At 69.7% G+C, this 17,219-nt stretch carries 15 protein-coding genes; all 15 read right to left on the bottom strand.

Annotation, left to right across the window (positions count from 1 at the left end; all coding sequences use genetic code 11):
* Positions 1–38: 38 nt before the first annotated feature.
* The 15 genes from GOPIP_RS13635 to pyrR all read right to left on the bottom strand — a co-directional run bounded on the left by GOPIP_RS13635 (position 39) and on the right by pyrR (position 17,191).
* Positions 39–2,069 (bottom strand): primosomal protein N', encoded by a 2,031-nt coding sequence (locus GOPIP_RS13635; protein WP_006370266.1) that lies wholly within the window; start codon positions 2,067–2,069, stop codon positions 39–41.
* A gap of 8 nt (positions 2,070–2,077) precedes the next feature.
* On the bottom strand, positions 2,078–3,289 hold the full coding sequence (gene metK / locus GOPIP_RS13630) for a methionine adenosyltransferase (RefSeq protein ID WP_006370265.1): 1,212 nt from the start codon (positions 3,287–3,289) through the stop codon (positions 2,078–2,080).
* A gap of 70 nt (positions 3,290–3,359) precedes the next feature.
* Positions 3,360–4,658, bottom strand: coding sequence for a bifunctional phosphopantothenoylcysteine decarboxylase/phosphopantothenate--cysteine ligase CoaBC (gene coaBC, locus GOPIP_RS13625; protein ID WP_006370264.1), 1,299 nt, complete (start codon positions 4,656–4,658; stop codon positions 3,360–3,362).
* Positions 4,659–4,677: 19 nt separating this feature from the next.
* A complete protein-coding gene (rpoZ, locus tag GOPIP_RS13620; protein ID WP_006370263.1) occupies positions 4,678–4,977 on the bottom strand; it encodes a DNA-directed RNA polymerase subunit omega in 300 nt (99 codons plus the stop codon).
* 101 nt (positions 4,978–5,078) lie between these two features.
* Complete coding sequence (gene gmk / locus GOPIP_RS13615) at positions 5,079–5,669, bottom strand: guanylate kinase (RefSeq protein ID WP_014359925.1); 591 nt, start codon at positions 5,667–5,669, stop codon at positions 5,079–5,081.
* Positions 5,670–5,695: 26 nt separating this feature from the next.
* Complete coding sequence (gene mihF, locus GOPIP_RS13610; RefSeq protein WP_006370261.1) at positions 5,696–6,010, bottom strand: integration host factor, actinobacterial type; 315 nt, start codon at positions 6,008–6,010, stop codon at positions 5,696–5,698.
* 491 nt (positions 6,011–6,501) lie between these two features.
* Positions 6,502–7,773 carry a sensor histidine kinase gene (locus GOPIP_RS13605; RefSeq protein ID WP_006370260.1) on the bottom strand — a complete coding sequence of 424 codons (1,272 nt, stop codon included), beginning with the start codon at positions 7,771–7,773 and terminating at the stop codon, positions 6,502–6,504.
* A gap of 14 nt (positions 7,774–7,787) precedes the next feature.
* A complete protein-coding gene (locus tag GOPIP_RS13600) occupies positions 7,788–8,426 on the bottom strand; it encodes a response regulator (RefSeq protein ID WP_006370259.1) in 639 nt (212 codons plus the stop codon).
* 23 nt (positions 8,427–8,449) lie between these two features.
* Positions 8,450–9,271 carry an orotidine-5'-phosphate decarboxylase gene (gene pyrF, locus GOPIP_RS13595; protein ID WP_006370258.1) on the bottom strand — a complete coding sequence of 274 codons (822 nt, stop codon included), beginning with the start codon at positions 9,269–9,271 and terminating at the stop codon, positions 8,450–8,452.
* On the bottom strand, positions 9,268–12,618 hold the full coding sequence (carB, locus tag GOPIP_RS13590) for a carbamoyl-phosphate synthase large subunit (RefSeq protein WP_006370257.1): 3,351 nt from the start codon (positions 12,616–12,618) through the stop codon (positions 9,268–9,270). The genes pyrF and carB overlap by 4 nt, the downstream gene beginning before the upstream one ends.
* On the bottom strand, positions 12,618–13,787 hold the full coding sequence (carA, locus tag GOPIP_RS13585; RefSeq protein ID WP_006370256.1) for a glutamine-hydrolyzing carbamoyl-phosphate synthase small subunit: 1,170 nt from the start codon (positions 13,785–13,787) through the stop codon (positions 12,618–12,620). The genes carB and carA overlap by 1 nt, the downstream gene beginning before the upstream one ends.
* The gene (locus GOPIP_RS13580; protein ID WP_006370255.1) at positions 13,784–14,350 is read right to left on the bottom strand and encodes a PH-like domain-containing protein; all 567 of its coding nucleotides are present in this window, start codon (positions 14,348–14,350) and stop codon (positions 13,784–13,786) included. The genes carA and GOPIP_RS13580 overlap by 4 nt, the downstream gene beginning before the upstream one ends.
* Entirely contained in the window at positions 14,347–15,657 is a 1,311-nt protein-coding gene (locus GOPIP_RS13575) for a dihydroorotase (protein ID WP_006370254.1), read from the bottom strand. The genes GOPIP_RS13580 and GOPIP_RS13575 overlap by 4 nt, the downstream gene beginning before the upstream one ends.
* Positions 15,654–16,604 carry an aspartate carbamoyltransferase catalytic subunit gene (locus tag GOPIP_RS13570; protein WP_006370253.1) on the bottom strand — a complete coding sequence of 317 codons (951 nt, stop codon included), beginning with the start codon at positions 16,602–16,604 and terminating at the stop codon, positions 15,654–15,656. Before GOPIP_RS13570 ends, GOPIP_RS13575 begins: the two co-directional genes overlap by 4 nt.
* Entirely contained in the window at positions 16,604–17,191 is a 588-nt protein-coding gene (pyrR, locus tag GOPIP_RS13565) for a bifunctional pyr operon transcriptional regulator/uracil phosphoribosyltransferase PyrR (RefSeq protein ID WP_006370252.1), read from the bottom strand. Before pyrR ends, GOPIP_RS13570 begins: the two co-directional genes overlap by 1 nt.
* Positions 17,192–17,219: the final 28 nt, after the last annotated feature.

The following is a 17,219-nucleotide window of genomic DNA, read 5'->3' as shown; positions in this document are numbered from 1 at the left end:
GTTCGATCATCTCGATCCGCGCACGACGTGCGCGGCGCTCATCCGATCGTAGGCGGATCGACCTGGACCCGGATCGGTCCGGTCTCGCGTTGCGCATTGCGCCGGATGTGCGCGGCGCGCAAGGCCTCGGCGAGCCGGCGACCCTGGCGGCGGTCGGTGCGGATCAGTATCCGTTCGATCTCGTCGGGAGCGCCGTGCCCGTCCGGCCGGTCCCAGTCGGCGCTGCCCGCGGGCGGGCGGACACCGTCGGGCAGCGGCACCGGGCCCAGCGTGTCGGCACCGTCGGGCAACTCGATCTGGGCGACGAAACCGGTGACCAGCTCGGCCGGGCCGTCGATGGAGGCCATGGTGACCGCGGGCGGGAAGCCGAGCTCGACGCGACGCCCGAGTTCGGTCTCGGCGAAACCGACCGGGTCCCAACGGATCAGCGCCTGTACCGGATGCAACGTCGAGTCGGCGACGATGACCATCGTGCCGCCCTGCCGCCGGGCCCGGACCAACGCGCCGACGGCCATCCACCGGCGCACGGCATCTTCTTCGGCCCGCAGGTCGGCTCGGTCGAGCTGAGCCCAGGTGTCGAGGATGACCGCGGCCCCGTAACCGCCCGGCGCGACCGGTTCGGCCCCGGGCGTGGCGACCACCACGCGCGGTCCCGGCTCCACCTCGTCGACGACGCCGGTCCCGCCGCTGGTGACGACCGGCGCGCCGGCGAAGGCCCGGCCGAGTTCCTCGGCCGTCCGGCGGGCGCCGACGGTGAGGGCGCGGACGCGGGTGCCGCCGCACTCCGGGCATCGGAAGTTGGTCTCGGGACGCCCGCACCACCGGCAGGACAACGATCCGTGGACGTCCATCTGCAACGGGCCGTGGCATGCCCGGCAGCGGGCGTGTTCGCGGCAGCGGGCACAGGCCAGCGACGGGATGTACCCGCGCCGCGGGACACTGAACAGCACCGGCGCGTCGGCGGCCAGCGCGCGCCGTGCGGCATCGAAGGCGACCGCCGGGATACGTGCGGTGTGCGCCAACGGGTCCCGCGCAACGCGGACGTCCTCGTCGGTGATGGCCTCGATCGCGGCACCACGTTCGCGGATGACGGCGCGGTCGGCGACGAGATCGTGCGCCCAGCCCGAGGCGACGAGTGCCTGCGCCTCGGCGGTGCGCGCGTAGCCGCCGATCACCAGCCCGGCCTGCTCGTGATGGGCGCGCAGCACCGCGACCTCCCGAGGGTGCGGATACGGTGCGCGCGGTTCGTTGAGGCTGTCGTCACCGTCGTCCCACACCACGATCAACCCGAGATCGTGCACGGGCGCGAAGATCGCGCTGCGCGTGCCGAGGACGACGTCGGCTCCTCCACGCCGTACCGCCAGCCACCGCCGGTAGCGGGCGGTCGGCCCCAGACCGGCGGCCAGGGTGACGCAGCGATCGCCCAACAGCGGCTCGCAGGCCGCCGAAAGGCGATCGAGGTCGCGTTGGTCGGGAACGACGATGACCACGCCGCGGCCCGCGGCGGCGGTCAGCGCGGCGAGATCGGCGAGCCGATGCGGCCAGCTCTCTCCCGGGGTGGCCTGCCACACCGCGCGTGGATTCGACGATGCCAACGACTCCAGGAACGCCGCGCCGGTGCGATAGGCCTGCCAGGCACTGCGGTCGGGCGCCACCACCTCCGTGCTCGGCATGGGGGTCGGTTGCGCCTCGGTGCGCGCGTGGCGGGGTGGGACGGCCAATCGCAGGACGTCGGACATCGTGCCCGCATACCGGTCGGCGACAGCGCGACACACGTGTGCGATCTCGGCCGAGAGCACCGGCTCCGCCGACACGATCCGTTCGATCCAGCCCAGGCGCCCCTCGTGGTCGGAGTCGTCGATCCGTTCGAGGAGGAAACCGTCGACGAGCCGGCCGGCGAAGCGGACCCGTACCCGCACGCCCGGGACGGCGTCGTCGTCCTGGTCGGTGTCGATCAGGTAGTCGAACTGCCGGTCGAGGTGGGCGAGCCCCAGCATCGGCAGGACGCGGGCGATGGGTGCGGAGTGTGCACGCTCACGGGCCCCGGCGCGGTCACCACCGGCCGCCAACGCGGGGACTACAGTCCGGCGGCCGCGCGGAGCTTCTCGGCGCGGTCGGTGCGCTCCCACGGGAGGTCGACGTCGGTACGGCCGAAGTGGCCGTAGGCGGCGGTCGGTCCGTAGATCGGGCGCAGCAGATCCAGGTCGCGGATGATCGCCAGCGGACGCAGGTCGAATGTCTCGGAGATCGCGCGGCGGATGACCACCGGGTCGGTCTTCTCGGTGCCGAAGGTCTCGACGAACAAGCCCACCGGGGCGGCGCGGCCGATGGCGTAGGCGACCTGCACCTCGATACGGTCGGCGAGTCCCGCGGCGATCGCGTTCTTGGCGACCCAGCGCATCGCGTAGGCGGCGCTGCGGTCGACCTTCGATGGGTCCTTGCCGGAGAATGCGCCACCACCGTGACGGGCCATGCCGCCATAGGTGTCGACGATGATCTTGCGGCCGGTCAGCCCGGCGTCGCCCATCGGACCACCGAGCACGAACTTGCCGGTCGGGTTCACCAGCAGCCGGTAACCGTCGGTGGTCAGACCCGGCAGATCGAGCTCGGCCAGAACCGGGTCGACGACCTGGCTCTGGATGTCGGGGGTGAGCATGTTGTCCAGGTCGATGTCGGCGGCGTGCTGTGTGGAGAGCACGACCGTGTCGAGGCGGACCGGCTTGTCGCCGTCGTATTCGATGGTGACCTGGGTCTTGCCGTCGGGGCGCAGATACGGCAGTGCACCGGACTTGCGGACCTCGGTCAGGCGGCGCGACAGGCGATGGGCCAACGCGATGGGCACCGGCATGTACTCCGGGGTCTCGTTGGTGGCGTAACCGAACATCAAGCCCTGGTCGCCCGCGCCCTGGGCGTCGATCTCGTCCTCGGAGATGCCGCTGCGGTTCTCGTGGGAGTTGAACACGCCGCCCGCGATGTCCGGCGACTGCGCGCCGATGGCCACGTTCACACCGCACGACGCGCCGTCGAAGCCCTTGGTCGACGAGTCGTAGCCGATGTCGAGGATCTTGCCGCGGACGATGCCCGGGATGTCGACGTAGGCGCTGGTCGTCACCTCGCCGGCGACGTGCACCTGTCCGGTGGTGACCAGGGTCTCCACCGCGACGCGGGCCTTGGGGTCCTGATCGAGGATGGCGTCGAGGATCGAGTCGCTGATCGCGTCACAGATCTTGTCCGGGTGTCCCTCGGTGACGGACTCGCTGGTGAAAAGGCGGGACGCAGAGCTGGACATCGGATCCTCTCGAGGTCGTGACGGCGACGTGCGGACGTCGCCGGTGATCGTAGACAAAACTACACAGGGGTCACGACGTGTGCGTGACGGGCGTTGCGGTGCCCGATCCATCAGGCACCAGCGAGCGGACCGCGTCAAGGATCCTGCTCGCCATGAGTGTTTTGGTGCCCATCGGCAGTGCGGTCTCCTCGCCGTGCGCCGACAGCAGCCACCCGGTGTTGTCCTCGGTGCCGAATGCCTTGCCATTTCCCACGGCGTTGACCACCAGGAGATCGCACCCCTTGCGCTTGAGCTTGGCCCGCCCGTGGTCGAGGACACCGCCGGTCTCGTCGCCGGTCTCGGCGGCGAAACCCACGATCACCGTCTCGACCGGGATGGCCCCCGCGTCGCGGGCCTCGACGAGTCCGCGCAGGATGTCGGGATTGGTGGTCAACTCGACCGGAGCCGGCCCCGCGTCGCCCTTCTTGATCTTGGATTCCGCGGTGGACACCGGACGGAAGTCGGCGACCGCGGCCGCCATGATGACGACGTCGGCATCGGCGGCACGGTGGGTCATCTCGGCGGCGAGTTCACGCGCGCTGTCGATCGGGACGACCTCGACGGCGGCGGGTTCACCGGCCCCGGCGGTCGACCCGGCCACCACGGTGACCTCGGCACCGCGCTGTGCGGCCGCGCGCGCGAGCGCGAAACCCTGTTTGCCGGAGCTGTGATTGCCGAGGAAACGGACCGGGTCGAGCGGCTCCCGGGTGCCGCCCGCGCTGATCAGCACGCGTACCCCGGCGAGATCGTGCGGCAGTGCGTCGGCGCGGTCGAGCAGGAGCTCACCGATGAGGGCGATCTCCTGCGGCTCGGGCAGTCGCCCGGGTCCGCTGTCGGTCCCGGTGAGCCGGCCCGAGGCGGGCGTCATGACGATGTTGCCGCGCTCCCGAAGCGTCGCGACGTTGGCCTGGGTGGCGGGATGGCGCCACATCTCGGTGTGCATCGCGGGCACGAACAGCACCGGACACGTCGCCACCAGCAGCGAGGCGGTGAGCAGGTCGTCGGCGCGGCCGGTCGCGGCGCGGGAGAGCAGATCGGCGGTCGCCGGGGCGATGATCACCAGGTCGGCGCCCTGGCCGAGCCGCACGTGGACGACCTCGTCGACGCCGTCGAAGACCTCGGTGCTGACCGGGTTACCGGAGAGCGCCTCGAAGGTCGCGGCGCCGACGAACTCCAGCGCGTTGCGCGTCGGCGCGACCCGGACGTCGTGGCCGTCCTCGGTGAAGTGCCGGATCAGCGAGCACACCTTGTAGGCGGCGATCCCACCGCCCACCCCGATCAGGATGCGCTTGCGGCCGCGTGCTGCCGGGCCGGTCGTCGCTGCGGTCATCTGCGGGCCCGCGGGGTTCCTACTCGCCCTCGGTGTGCTCGAGCAGGTCGGAGTGGATCTCGCGCATCGCGATCGACAGGGGCTTCTCCTGCAGACCCGGCTCGACGAGCGGGCCGACGTACTCGAGAATGCCGTCGCCGAGCTGGTTGTAGTAGTCGTTGATCTGCCGGGCGCGCTTGGCCGCGTAGATGACCAGCGCGTACTTCGATGAAGCGCGCTCGAGGAGGTCGTCGATCGGAGGGTTGGTGATCCCCAACGGGGTGTCGTAGGCCGGTGCGTCGGCGATCTCGGTCATGTCGAAGTTGGTCTGCGTGCTCACGCGAACTCCTGGGAGTTGTCGGGGTGGAAAGTCTGTGGGGGTTGGAAGTCTGTCGGGGTTGATGTCCGGGCGGGAACCGGCGTCGTCGGCGCCTGCGGCGGTCAGCTCGCCGCTGATTCGGGTCCGACCAGCAAGGATACCAATTCGTCGGCGGCGCGGTCGACTCGGGAGTTGACGATGACGTGATCGAACTCGTCCTGAGCAGCCATCTCGGTGCGCGCGGTGGCCAGTCGGGCGTCGATCGCCTCGGGCGTTTCGGTACCCCGACCACGCAATCGTGATTCCAGTTCGTCCCAGCTCGGCGGCGCCAGGAAGACCAGGTGCGCCTCGGGGAGTCGGCGTCGCACATTGCGGGCACCGACCAGGTCGACTTCCAGCAACACGGGCACGCCGGACTCCAGCGCCTGCTCCACGGGACGCAGCGGCGTCCCCGAACGCTGCAACCCGCCGTGGATGTCGGCCCACTCGAGCAACTCGCCGTCGGCGATCATGCGGTCGAAGTCGGCGCGCGACACGAAGTGATAATCGCGGCCGTCGACCTCTCCGGGGCGGGGATCGCGGGTGGTCGCCGAGACGCTGAACCACAGGTCGGGAACCAGCTCCCGAACCCTGGCGACGACCGTCGACTTGCCCACAGCAGAGGGGCCGACCAGTACCACCAGTCGGCCCCTCGTACGTGTGGGCTGGCCCATCACGCTGCTGTGTTCGTTGAGCTCGGTCAGGAGCTGAACTTCTCGAGCAACGCCTTGCGCTGACGATCGCCGAGACCGCGCAGGCGGCGCGTCGGGGCGATCTCCAGCTCGTTCATGATCTCCTGCGCCTTGACCTTGCCGACCTTCGGCAGGGCTTCGAGCAGGGCCGAGACCTTCATCTTGCCCAAGATCTCGTCATCTTCGGCATCCTTGAGCACCTGCTTGAGGTCGGTGCCACCACGCTTGAGACGCTCTTTGAGCTCGGCGCGCGCTCGGCGGGCGGCAGCAGCCTTCTCCAACGCAGCGGCGCGCTGCTCGTCTGTCAACTGGGGAAGCGCCACGGGTTCCTCCGTCTTTCGTTATCGATCTGGACTGCACCGGCACCGTGTGGTGCCCGGTGGCGTGTGGCCGCTCGTGAGCGGGTGCGGTGGGTCGCTGCGACGGATCGCCACGACCGGCACTCACCGATTTGGTGCGGCGAAAGCGACCGTACCCACGTGAGCAGGCATTTGCGAGGGCCACCCCTGCCAAGCGCCGCGAAGGCGGTGCTGTAGGTTGCCCGCGGACCGCCCGCCGGAGGGCGGGTCGATCGGGCATCACCGTACCCCATCAACCCGCATGGTTGCGACCATAACCGCTGGTGAGCGCGGTGTGTCGAGGCCGACACGACAATGCGGCAATCGCGCCGGGCGACGACCGCCGCGGCCCCCGACGACGATCCTGGGACTGATGTGACGGGTGTGGTCACGCCGAATTGCTCCGAACATTCCCCGCACGTTGCGCGTGTCGTGAGAGCCGAACGGCAATCGGAGGACCGACTCGGCGGGTCGGCTCAGCGGTCTGCCGGCACCGTCGCGATCGCCACGGTCCCGCCCCCGGGGCGGGCCCGAACCGACAGTGATCCGCCCGCGGCGGCCAGCCGAACCCGGCGCGAGGCGAGCCCGAGGTGGCCGGTGGCCATCTGGGCGTCGAGGCGCTCGCCCGACACGTCGTCCTCGGCGACGCCGATGCCGTCGTCCACGACGATCAGCCGCGCCCGCCCGTCGGCGTACTCGAGCGTGAGTTCCACCCGATGTGCACGGGCATGTTTGATCACGTTCGTGAGCAGTTCGCGGGCCGCCGCGAACAGCAGCCGGTCGACCGGCGTCGGCCGATCCGGCCACGCCGCGGCGTCGACGAGCACCGTCACTCCCGAGGATGCCTGGGCGGTGCGGGCGAGTTCGGTGACCGCGACGGCCAACCCGTGATGCTCGAGGACGGCCGGGGTCAGTGCCGTCAACGTCGACCGCAGCAACCGGCCGGATTCGGCGAGGGCGACCTCGACCCGGTCGATCGCCACCGGATCGCCCCGGCGGACCGCGTCCATCTCGGCGCGTGCACCGAGCACGTACTGCAGGGCGCCGTCGTGCAGCGCCTCGGCCAGCGCCTGCCGCTCGCGCGCCTCGACGCGCAGCGCGTCCTCGAGCAGTTGCGCCCGCTCACGAGCCAGCGAGGCGATGGTGATCACCCGCGAGCGCGCAACCCGCGAGAGCAGCACCGCGGCGAGCCCGAGGCCGGCGATCACCATCGTGTGCAACGACACCGACGACCAGGGTTCGCCGTTGGCCGTTCGCGCAGCAGCACTGGTGACGAAGAACACCAGCGCGGTCGGTACCGCGATCGCGGCACACACCGCCGGCCGCAACTGCGTCGCCGCCGCCATCGGGAGCAGCGCGAAGCCGGTGAGCAGTACGTCCGAGGTCCAACTGGTGGCGTCGGAGGCGGCGGCGAAGGACGCGACGGTGGTGAGGGCGACCAGATCGACCAACAGCGCCAACCACGCCCAGTACAGCGTCCGCCGGCCGGCGTGGCGTGCCGGCACGATACTGGCCACCGCCCACACCACGTAGGCGCCGACGACCGCCCATGTGGGCACCAACAGGTGCGCGGGTGGATCGAGGGCGACTACGAGCGTCATGAACACCGCGAGCGTCAGCCGCACCACCACCTGCACGCGCAGCCCGAGCAGGGCGTGTTCGTAGAGGATGCGGTCGAGTGCCGGCTCGCCGAGACCAGGTGCGGTGAAACCGCGCGGCCGCCACCGCCCGAGAGATCCCCAAGTCATTCGACGTCACCGACTCATTCGATGAGGTGCCGGCGCATGCCCTCGGCGACCGCGGCGGCACGATCGGAGACACCGAGCTTCTGGTAGAGGTTGCCCGCATGTGTCTTGACCGTCGACGCACCGATGTAGAGCTCGGCGGCGATCTGCGGAATGGACAGACCCCGCGCGAAACCGTTGAGCACCTGGCTCTCTCGCTCGCTGAGCGTGGGCGCGCCAGGAGCGGCGTGCGCCCGGATCTGGGTGACGAGACCGGCGGCGAGCTCGGGTGGTACGACCGTCTCACCGCGCGCGACCCGCTCGACCGCGCCGACGATGGCGTCGCGGTCGGACTCCTTCGACATGTAGCCCGCCGCGCCCTCGCGCAGCGCGTCGAAGACGACCACCGAGTCGGTGACCGCCGAGAGCAGCAGTACCTTGGTGGCGCCACCGTCCCGGGTCACCGCGTGGACGAGGTCGATACCCGTCATGCCGGGCATCTGGTAGTCGACGACGGCGACGTCGGGCTGTAGTTCGCCGATCGCGGCGATCCCCGACCGCGCGTCGGCGGCCTCCCCGACCACCCGGATGCGACCGCTGGCCGACAGTCCTCGCGACAGACCGTCCCGGAAGAACGGGTGATCGTCGACGACCACGACGCTGATGGTCCGGTTCATGCGGCCTCCTCGGGCGCCGGCCTTTACGACAGCGCTGATTCCACCTCATCACGCGCGGCCTCGAACGACGCGCGCAACGCGCCGATGTCGGGGCCGGCGCGCAGCACCCCGCGTGAACTCGCCGGCAGCAGCCAGTCGAGGTCGGCCTCGGCGAAGACCGGACCGAGATCCTCGGCGCGTGCTCCCTGGGCACCGAGGCCCGGGGCCAGGATGGGGCCGGCGAGTGCGGTGAGATCGAGACCGTGTGCGCGGGTCGCACCGACGACCACACCCACCGTGCCCGCGCCGTCGGTGTTCACCGCGGCTGCCGCATCGACGATCCGCTGGCCGACCGATCGCCCGTCGGCATCGGCCAACTGCACCGATGCGCCCTCCGGGTTGGAGGTACGAGCGAGGACGAAGACTCCCCTCCCGGCCGGGCGTGCCGCGTCGAGAGCCGGTGCGAGGGAACCGAATCCGAGGTAGGGCGAGACGGTGACGGCGTCGGAGACCAGTGGCGAGGAATCGTCGAGCCACGCGCGGGCATAGGCGGCCATCGTCGATCCGATGTCACCACGCTTGGCGTCGGCGAGCACGAGCGCGCCGGCGTCGCGGCATCCGGCGATGACCCGTTCGAGGGTCGCCAAGCCGGCCGCGCCGAACGGCTCGAAGAACGCCACCTGCGGTTTGACGACCGCCGCCACCGAACCGAACGCCTCGATACAGATGTCGGCGAAACGATCCAATCCGGCCGGATCGGCTCCGAGACCCCAGGATTGGAGAAGATCCACGTGCGGGTCGATCCCCGCGCACAACCGCCCGCGTGCGGTGACGGCGGCGCGGAAGCGGGGACCGAATCCGGTCACTTCGCGGTCCCGCCCGGCTCGTTCACCAGGGCCGCGTGACGCCGCTGCAGCGCCTCGACACCCATCTGGTTGCCCCGCGCGGCCTCGATGCCCTGCACCGCCGCGCTGGCACCCTGCACGGTGGTGATGCACGGGATGCCGGCGGCGACGGCGGCACTGCGGATCTCGTAGCCGTCGACCCGCGGGCCGGACTGGCCGTAGGGCGTGTTGATGACCATCGCGACCTCACCGGCGCGGATGGCGTCGAGGATGGTCGGCTCCCCCGGCTGCGCCTCGAAGTGCTTGCGCACCGTTTGCGACTCGATGCCGTTGCGCCGCAACACCTCTGCGGTGCCCTCGGTGGCCAGGATGGTGAATCCGAGGTCGGCGAGGTGCTTGACCGGGAACAACAGCGCCCGCTTGTCCTTGTTGGCCACCGACACGAAGACGGCGCCGTCGGTGGGCAGCGACCCGTAGGCGGCGGTCTGCGACTTGGCGAAGGCCCGCCCGAAATCGGCGTCGATGCCCATCACCTCACCGGTGGACTTCATCTCCGGACTGAGCAGCGAGTCGACCCCGGTGCCGTCGTGGCGGCGGAACCTGTTGAACGGCAACACCGCTTCCTTCACGGCGATCGGTGCGTGCACCGGGGCGTGGCCACCGTCGCCGTCGGCGGCGAGGATGCGCTGATCGCGCAGCTCGGCGATGGAGGTGCCCAACATGACGCGGGCGCATGCCTTGGCCAGCGGTACCGCGGTGGCCTTGGAGACGAACGGCACCGTGCGGCTCGCGCGGGGGTTGGCCTCGAGCACGTAGAGGGTGTCGTCCTTGAGCGCGTACTGGACGTTGAGCAGGCCGCGTACCCCGATCCCCTTGGCCAGTGCCTCCGTCGACTCTCGCACCATCTGCAGGTCCGCGCGACCGAGGGTGATCGGCGGCAGCGCGCACGCCGAGTCGCCTGAGTGGATACCGGCCTCCTCGATGTGCTCCATGATCCCGCCGATGTAGACCTCGGTGCCGTCGCACAGCGCGTCGACGTCGATCTCCACCGCGTCCTCGAGGAACCGGTCCACCAGCACCGGGTGATCGGGGGTCAATTCGGTTGCGCGCGAGATGTAGTCGGCCAGGGATGACTCGTCGTAGACGATCTCCATACCGCGCCCGCCGAGCACGTAGGAGGGACGCACCAGGACCGGGTAGCCGATCCGGGCGGCGGTCTCGCGCGCCTCGTCGAAGCTGGTGGCCGTCCCGAACGCCGGGGCGGGCAGTCCCGCGGCGGTCAGCACCTTGCCGAATTCACCACGGTCCTCGGCGAGGTCGATCGCCGCGGGGCTCGTGCCGACGATGGGGACACCCGCGGATTCGAGCCGGTCGGCCAACCCCAGCGGGGTCTGCCCGCCCAGCTGGACGATGACGCCGGCGACGGTCCCCGACTCCGACTCGGCGTGGAACACCTCGAGGACGTCCTCGAAGGTCAGCGGCTCGAAGTACAGGCGATCGGCGGTGTCGTAGTCGGTCGAGACGGTCTCCGGGTTGCAGTTGACCATGACCGTCTCGTAGCCGGCCTCGCTGAGCGTGAGCGCGGCATGCACGCACGAGTAGTCGAACTCGATGCCCTGCCCGATGCGGTTGGGTCCCGAACCGAGGATCAGGACCTTGGGCCGATCGGGCTGCGGCGCGATCTCGCTGGTCGCCGCCGGATCGAGTTCATAGGTCGAATAGTGGTACGGGGTCTTGGCCTCGAACTCGGCCGCGCACGTGTCGACGGTCTTGTAGACCGGGCGGACACCCGAGGCGTGCCGGAAGGCGCGGACCGCGTCCTCATCGGCGAAATCGGAACGCAGCGCCGCGATCTGGCGATCGGAGAAGCCGGTCGACTTCGCCTCGCGCAGCAACTCCGCCGTGAGTTGCCCGGCGTCGCGGATCTCGGCGCCCAGCGCCGCGATCCCGCCGATCTCGGCGAGGAACCACGGGTCGATCGCGGTGGCCTCGTACAACTGCTCAACGGTGGCGCCGGCATCGAAGGCCAGCATGATGCCGTAGAGCCGGCCGTCCTTGGGGGTGCGCAACTCGTCGAGCAGTGCCTCGAGATCCACCGTCGACGGGTCGGGCCGGTTGGGTTCGGTCCAGAACCCGGCCGCCTTGTTCTCCAGCGACCGCATCACCTTGCCCAGCGCCTCGGCGAACGACCGGCCCAGACTCATCGCCTCGCCCACCGACTTCATGGTGGTGGTCAGTGTGTCGTCGGCGCCGGGGAACTTCTCGAACGCGAACCGCGGCGCCTTGACCACGACGTAGTCGAGCGTCGGCTCGAAGCAGGCCGGCGTCTCCTTGGTGATATCGTTGGTGATCTCGTCGAGGCTGTACCCGATCGCGAGCTTCGCGGCGATCTTGGCGATCGGGAATCCCGTTGCCTTGGAGGCCAATGCCGAGGAGCGCGAGACACGCGGATTCATCTCGATGACGACGAGACGGCCGTCGGCGGGGTCCTGCGCGAACTGGATGTTGCAGCCGCCGGTGTCGACGCCGACCTCGCGCAGGATGGCGATCGAGAGGTCGCGCATCTTCTGGTATTCGCGGTCGGTGAGTGTCATCGCCGGGGCCACGGTCACCGAGTCGCCGGTGTGCACCCCGACCGGGTCGACGTTCTCGATGGAGCAGATGACGACCACGTTGTCGCGGTTGTCGCGCATCAGCTCGAGCTCGTATTCCTTCCACCCGAGGATCGACTCCTCGATGAGCACATTCGCCGTCGGCGACGCGGCGAGTCCACCGCCGGCGATGCGCTCGAGGTCGTTCTCGTCGTAGGCCATACCCGACCCGAGGCCGCCCATGGTGAACGAGGGTCGCACCACCACCGGATAGCCGAGTTCGGCGACGGTCTCGCGAACCTCCGCCATGGTGTGGCAGACGGCGGAGCGGGCGCTCTCGCCGCCGACCTTGGCGACGATGTCCTTGAACATCTGCCGGTCCTCACCACGCTGGATGGCATCGAAGTCGGCGCCGATCAACTCGATGCCGTACTTCTCCAGCGAACCCCGATCATGCAGTGCCACAGCCGTGTTCAGCGCTGTCTGACCGCCGAGGGTGGCCAGCACGGCGTCGATGGGGTGCCCGGCGTCGCGTTCGGCCTCGATGACCTTCTCGACGTATTCGGCGGTGATCGGCTCGATGTAGGTGGCGTCGGCGAACTCCGGGTCGGTCATGATCGTGGCCGGGTTGGAGTTCACCAGGCTCACCCGTAGGCCCTCGGCCTTGAGGACGCGGCACGCCTGGGTGCCGGAGTAGTCGAACTCGCAGGCCTGACCGATGACGATCGGTCCGGAACCGATCACCAGGACGTGTGACAGGTCGGTGCGGCGCGGCATCAGGCCCTCGTTCCGTTGGCGCGGTCACCCTCGAGCAGGGTGACGAATTTGTCGAAAAGGTAGGCGGCGTCATGGGGTCCGGCCGCGGCCTCCGGGTGGTACTGCACCGAAAACGCACGGCCCGAGAGCAATTCGACACCCTCGACGGTTCCGTCGTTGGCGCAGGTGTGGCTGACGCGGGCCCGTCCGAAGTCGGTGTCGAACTCCTCGCCGGCCCCGCCCTCGAGAGCGAACCCGTGATTCTGCGACGTGATCGACACCGTGCCGGTGGCATGGTCGATGACCGGGATGTTGATCCCGCGGTGTCCGAAGGTCATCTTGTAGGTGGCGCGGCCCAGCGCCCGCCCGAGGATCTGGTTGCCGAAGCAGATCCCGAACAGTGGCAGATCCGCTCCGAGGACCTCGCGGGTCAGCGCGACGGCGGCATCGGCGGTCGCCGGGTCGCCGGGTCCGTTGGACAGGAACACCCCGTCGGGCCGCAGTTCGCGGATGGCCGCGAAGGACGTGTCGGAGGGCAGCACATGCACCGCCACGCCGCGCTGGGTGAACATCCGAGGGGTGTTGGTCTTGATACCCAGATCGATGGCGGCGACGGTCAGTCGCGCCTGCTGCGCGGGCTCGACGAGATAGCCCCGGTCGGTGGACACCTCGCCGGCGAGGTCGGCGCCCTTCATCGACGGCTGGCTGCGTACCCGCTCGAGCATCTCCTCGGTCGAGGCGAGCGCCGGACCGGAGAACACCCCGGCACGCATCGATCCGTGGTCACGCAGGATGCGCACCACCGTGCGGGTGTCGATGCCGGCGATACCGACCACGCCCTGACGGGTGAGTTCCTCGTCGAGGCTCGTCGTGGCTCGCCAATTCGACACGCGCCGTGTGGGATTGCGGATCGCGTAACCGGCCACCCAGATCTTGCCGGAGTCACCGTCGATGCCGTCGCTGCCGGCGCTGCCGGTCGATTCGCCGTCCTCGGTGTTCCATCCGGTGTTGCCGATCTGCGGTGCGGTGGCCACCACGATCTGGCGGTGATAGCTGGGGTCGGTCAGGGTCTCCTGATATCCGGTCATCGCGGTGCAGAACACGGCCTCACCGAGTGTCTCGCCGGTGGCTCCGTAGGGCTGCCCGGAGAACACCTGGCCGTTCTCGAGCACCAGAACCGCTGCGGTCATTGATCTTTCCCCTGTTCGCTATCGGTCAGTGTCTCAACGTGGGCCGGGGTCTCGGAATCGGCCGGTGTCGCGGTGAATTCGGCGATCCAGGGCGGGTAGACGGCCTTGTCGTCGGCGCGGAAGCCCGAGTCGATCTCGGTTCCCGACGGCAGTGTCCAGCGGATCACCAGCACGCCGCCGCGGCCCATCACCTTCCCTGCATGGCCGTTCTCGGTACGGACCGCGGTGATCGACGACCGCGGTATCCAGATCGTCGACGCCCCGGCGCGCTCGATGCCGATGCCGTCGGTGAACGCCGAGAGGTCGGCGGCGGCGCGATCACCGAAATCGCCGACGGCGACCCGGTTCTGCCAGCTCGGTGCGAGGGTGGCACCGAGGTACAGTCCGGAATCCGGGCCGAGGAGCGCGATACCCGGATCGCCGGGGAACGCCGGGATCTCGCCGATCGCCTCGGCCTGGCGTCGACCTCGATTGCGCCAGCCCCGCAGCAACAGGGCCACCAGCGCCAGCCACGCGGCCAGCACGACGATCACGATGATCAGGTCGAGGAAGATCTCACTCATGCGCTCGCCTGCCCGTCCCGGGCGGTGACGACCCCCCGCAGCAGCGTGGCGATCACCCGCGCGGGCATCGTCATCTCCTCGTACGGCGTGTTCGACGACAGACTGGCCAGCTCGTCTCCCCGCACGACCCACGGCGAGTCGGGGTCGACCAGGGTCAGGTTGGCCGGTTCGCCGACGGCGATGGGACGACCCTGATCGGTGAGTCCGACGATCTGCGCGGGCCGTTCGCTCATCACCCGGGCGACCCCGCGCCAGTCCAGCAATCCGGGTTCGACCATGGTCGCCACGATGATCGGCAACGCCGTCTCGAGCCCGAGCATGCCGGGCTTGGCCAGGGCGAATTCGCAGCACTTGTCCTGCGCGGCGTGTGGCGCGTGATCGGTGGCCACGCAGTCGACGATGCCGTCGGCCAGTGCCTGCACCAGCGCTGCGGTGTCGCGGGCCTCCCGCAGCGGCGGGTTCACCTTGTTGACCGCGTCGTAGGTGGCCAGGCGTTCGTCGGTGAGCAGCAGGTGATGCGGGGTGACCTCGGCGGTGATGGCGATGCCCTGTTCCTTGGCCCAGCGCACCAACTCGACGGTGCCCTCGGTGGAGGCGTGGCAGATGTGCACTCGCGCCCCGGCATCGCGGGCCAGCAGCGCATCGCGCACCACGATCGATTCCTCGGCGGCGCGGGGCCACCCGGTCAAACCCAGCCGTGCCGCGTTCGCACCCTCGTGGGCGACGGCCCCCTTGGTCAGTCGCGGCTCCTCGGCATGCTGGGCGATCAGTACGCCGAGGCCGGTGGCATATTCGAGGGCGCGCCGCATGATCAGTGGGTCGTGGACGCACTTCCCGTCGTCGCTGAACATGCGGACACCCGCGACGCCGGCCGCCATCATGCCCATCTCGGCGAGTTGCTGACCGCCGAGGCCGACGGTGACCGCACCGACCGGGTGGACGTCGACCAGACCGACGTCGCGGCCGATCCGCCATACGTTGTCGGTGATCGTCGAGTTGTCGGCGACCGGATCGGTGTTTGCCATCGCGAACACCGCCGTGTACCCACCGAGCGCCGCGGCCCGCGAGCCGGTGCGGATGGTCTCGGTGTCCTCCCGGCCCGGCTCGCGCAGGTGGGTGTGCAGGTCGACGAGGCCCGGCAGGAGCACGGCACCGGCCCCGTCGATGCGCTCGGCTCCCTCGGGCACCGTCACCGACGTCCCGATCCCGGTGATCACCCCGTCGACGACGACCACGTCGACCGGGTCCTCGCCGTACGGCCGAACCTGTTGCAGGACAACAGTTCCGATGTTCCTCGGGGCGCTCACTGCGATACTCCTGACTGTTCGGTCCCGACGAGCAGGCGGAACAACACCGCCATCCGCACATGGACTCCGTTGCGCACCTGTTCCAGGACGGTCGCCGCGGGTGCGTCGGCGACCGAGAAACCGATCTCCATGCCACGCAACATCGGTCCCGGGTGCAGGATCACCGCGTCGTCACCGAGTAATCCCAGCCGCCGCTCGGAGAGCCCGTAGCGCACCGAGTATTCGCGTGCACTGGGGAAGAAACCGCCGTTCATGCGTTCGGCCTGTACGCGCAGCATCATCACCGCGTCCACGGCCGGGAGTTCGGCGTCGAGGTCGCTCGACACGGTCACCGGCCAGGTGTCGACGCCCACCGGCAGCAGTGTCGGTGGCGCCACCAGCACCACCTCCGCGCCGAGGGTCGAGAGCAGATGAGCGTTGGAGCGGGCCACCCGGGAGTGCAGGACGTCGCCGACGATCGCGACGCGGCGACCCTGCAGCGAGCCGAGTCGTTGACGCAGCGTGAGGGCGTCGAGCAGCGCCTGCGTGGGGTGTTCGTGCATGCCGTCGCCGGCGTTGATCACCGACGGACCGATGCCGTCCTGCCCCTCGGTCCATTGCGCGATCTGTTGTGCCGCACCCGAAGCCGGATGCCGAACGATCAGCGCGTCGGCGCCGATGGCGCGCAGGGTCATCGCGGTGTCTCGTAGCGACTCGCCCTTGCCGACCGAGGAACTCGAGGCCGAGACGTTGATCACGTCGGCGCTCATCCATTTCCCTGCGGTCTCGAAGGACACCCGGGTGCGGGTGGAGTTCTCGTAGAAGACCGTCATGACGGTGCGCCCGCGCAGCGTCGGCAGCTTGCGGACCTCACGTCCGGTCAGTGCCTGCTCGAAGCGTTCGGCCTCGTCGAGCAACTCGGTGGCCTCGGCCGCCGACAGGTCCTCGGTGGACAGCAGGTGCCGCATCAGCGATCCCCCGACCCGGCCGCGCTCAGCACGACCTCGTCGAGCCCGTCGTGCTCGACGAGGTGCACGGCCACGCTCTCGTCACGCGAGGTCGGGATGTTCTTGCCGACATAGTCTGCGCGCAAAGGCAATTCGCGATGGCCGCGATCGATGAGGACGGCGAGTTGCACCGCGTCGGGGCGGCCGAGGTCGCGCAGGGCGTCGAGGGCGGCCCGCACCGTACGACCGGAGTAGAGGACGTCGTCGACGAGGATCACGATCGCGTGGTCGACGCCGCCGGGCGGCACCATCGTGCGCTCGAGAGGGCGGTGGGGTTTGTCGCGCAGATCGTCGCGATACAGGGTGATGTCGAGATAGCCGACGGGGATGTCGCGTCCGGCGAATTCGCCGATCTTGGCGGCCAAGCGGTCGGCGAGAGTGGTTCCGCGAGTGGGAATCCCGATGATGATGACGCGGGGGGCGTCGGGGGCGTCGAGAGCGTTCTTCTCGATCACCTGGTGTGCGACGCGGGCAATGGTCCGCGAGACGTCGCCGGCGTCGAGGAGAACTCGTCTACCTGAGGGTGCACCGTCGGTGGGCGTGACCACGCCGACCTCCTTCTCCGCCTCACGGGAC

The organism is Gordonia polyisoprenivorans NBRC 16320 = JCM 10675, assembly GCF_000241325.1.
Taxonomy (GTDB): Bacteria; Actinomycetota; Actinomycetes; order Mycobacteriales; family Mycobacteriaceae; genus Gordonia; species Gordonia polyisoprenivorans.
This window is presented reverse-complemented; position numbering and strand designations above follow the sequence as displayed.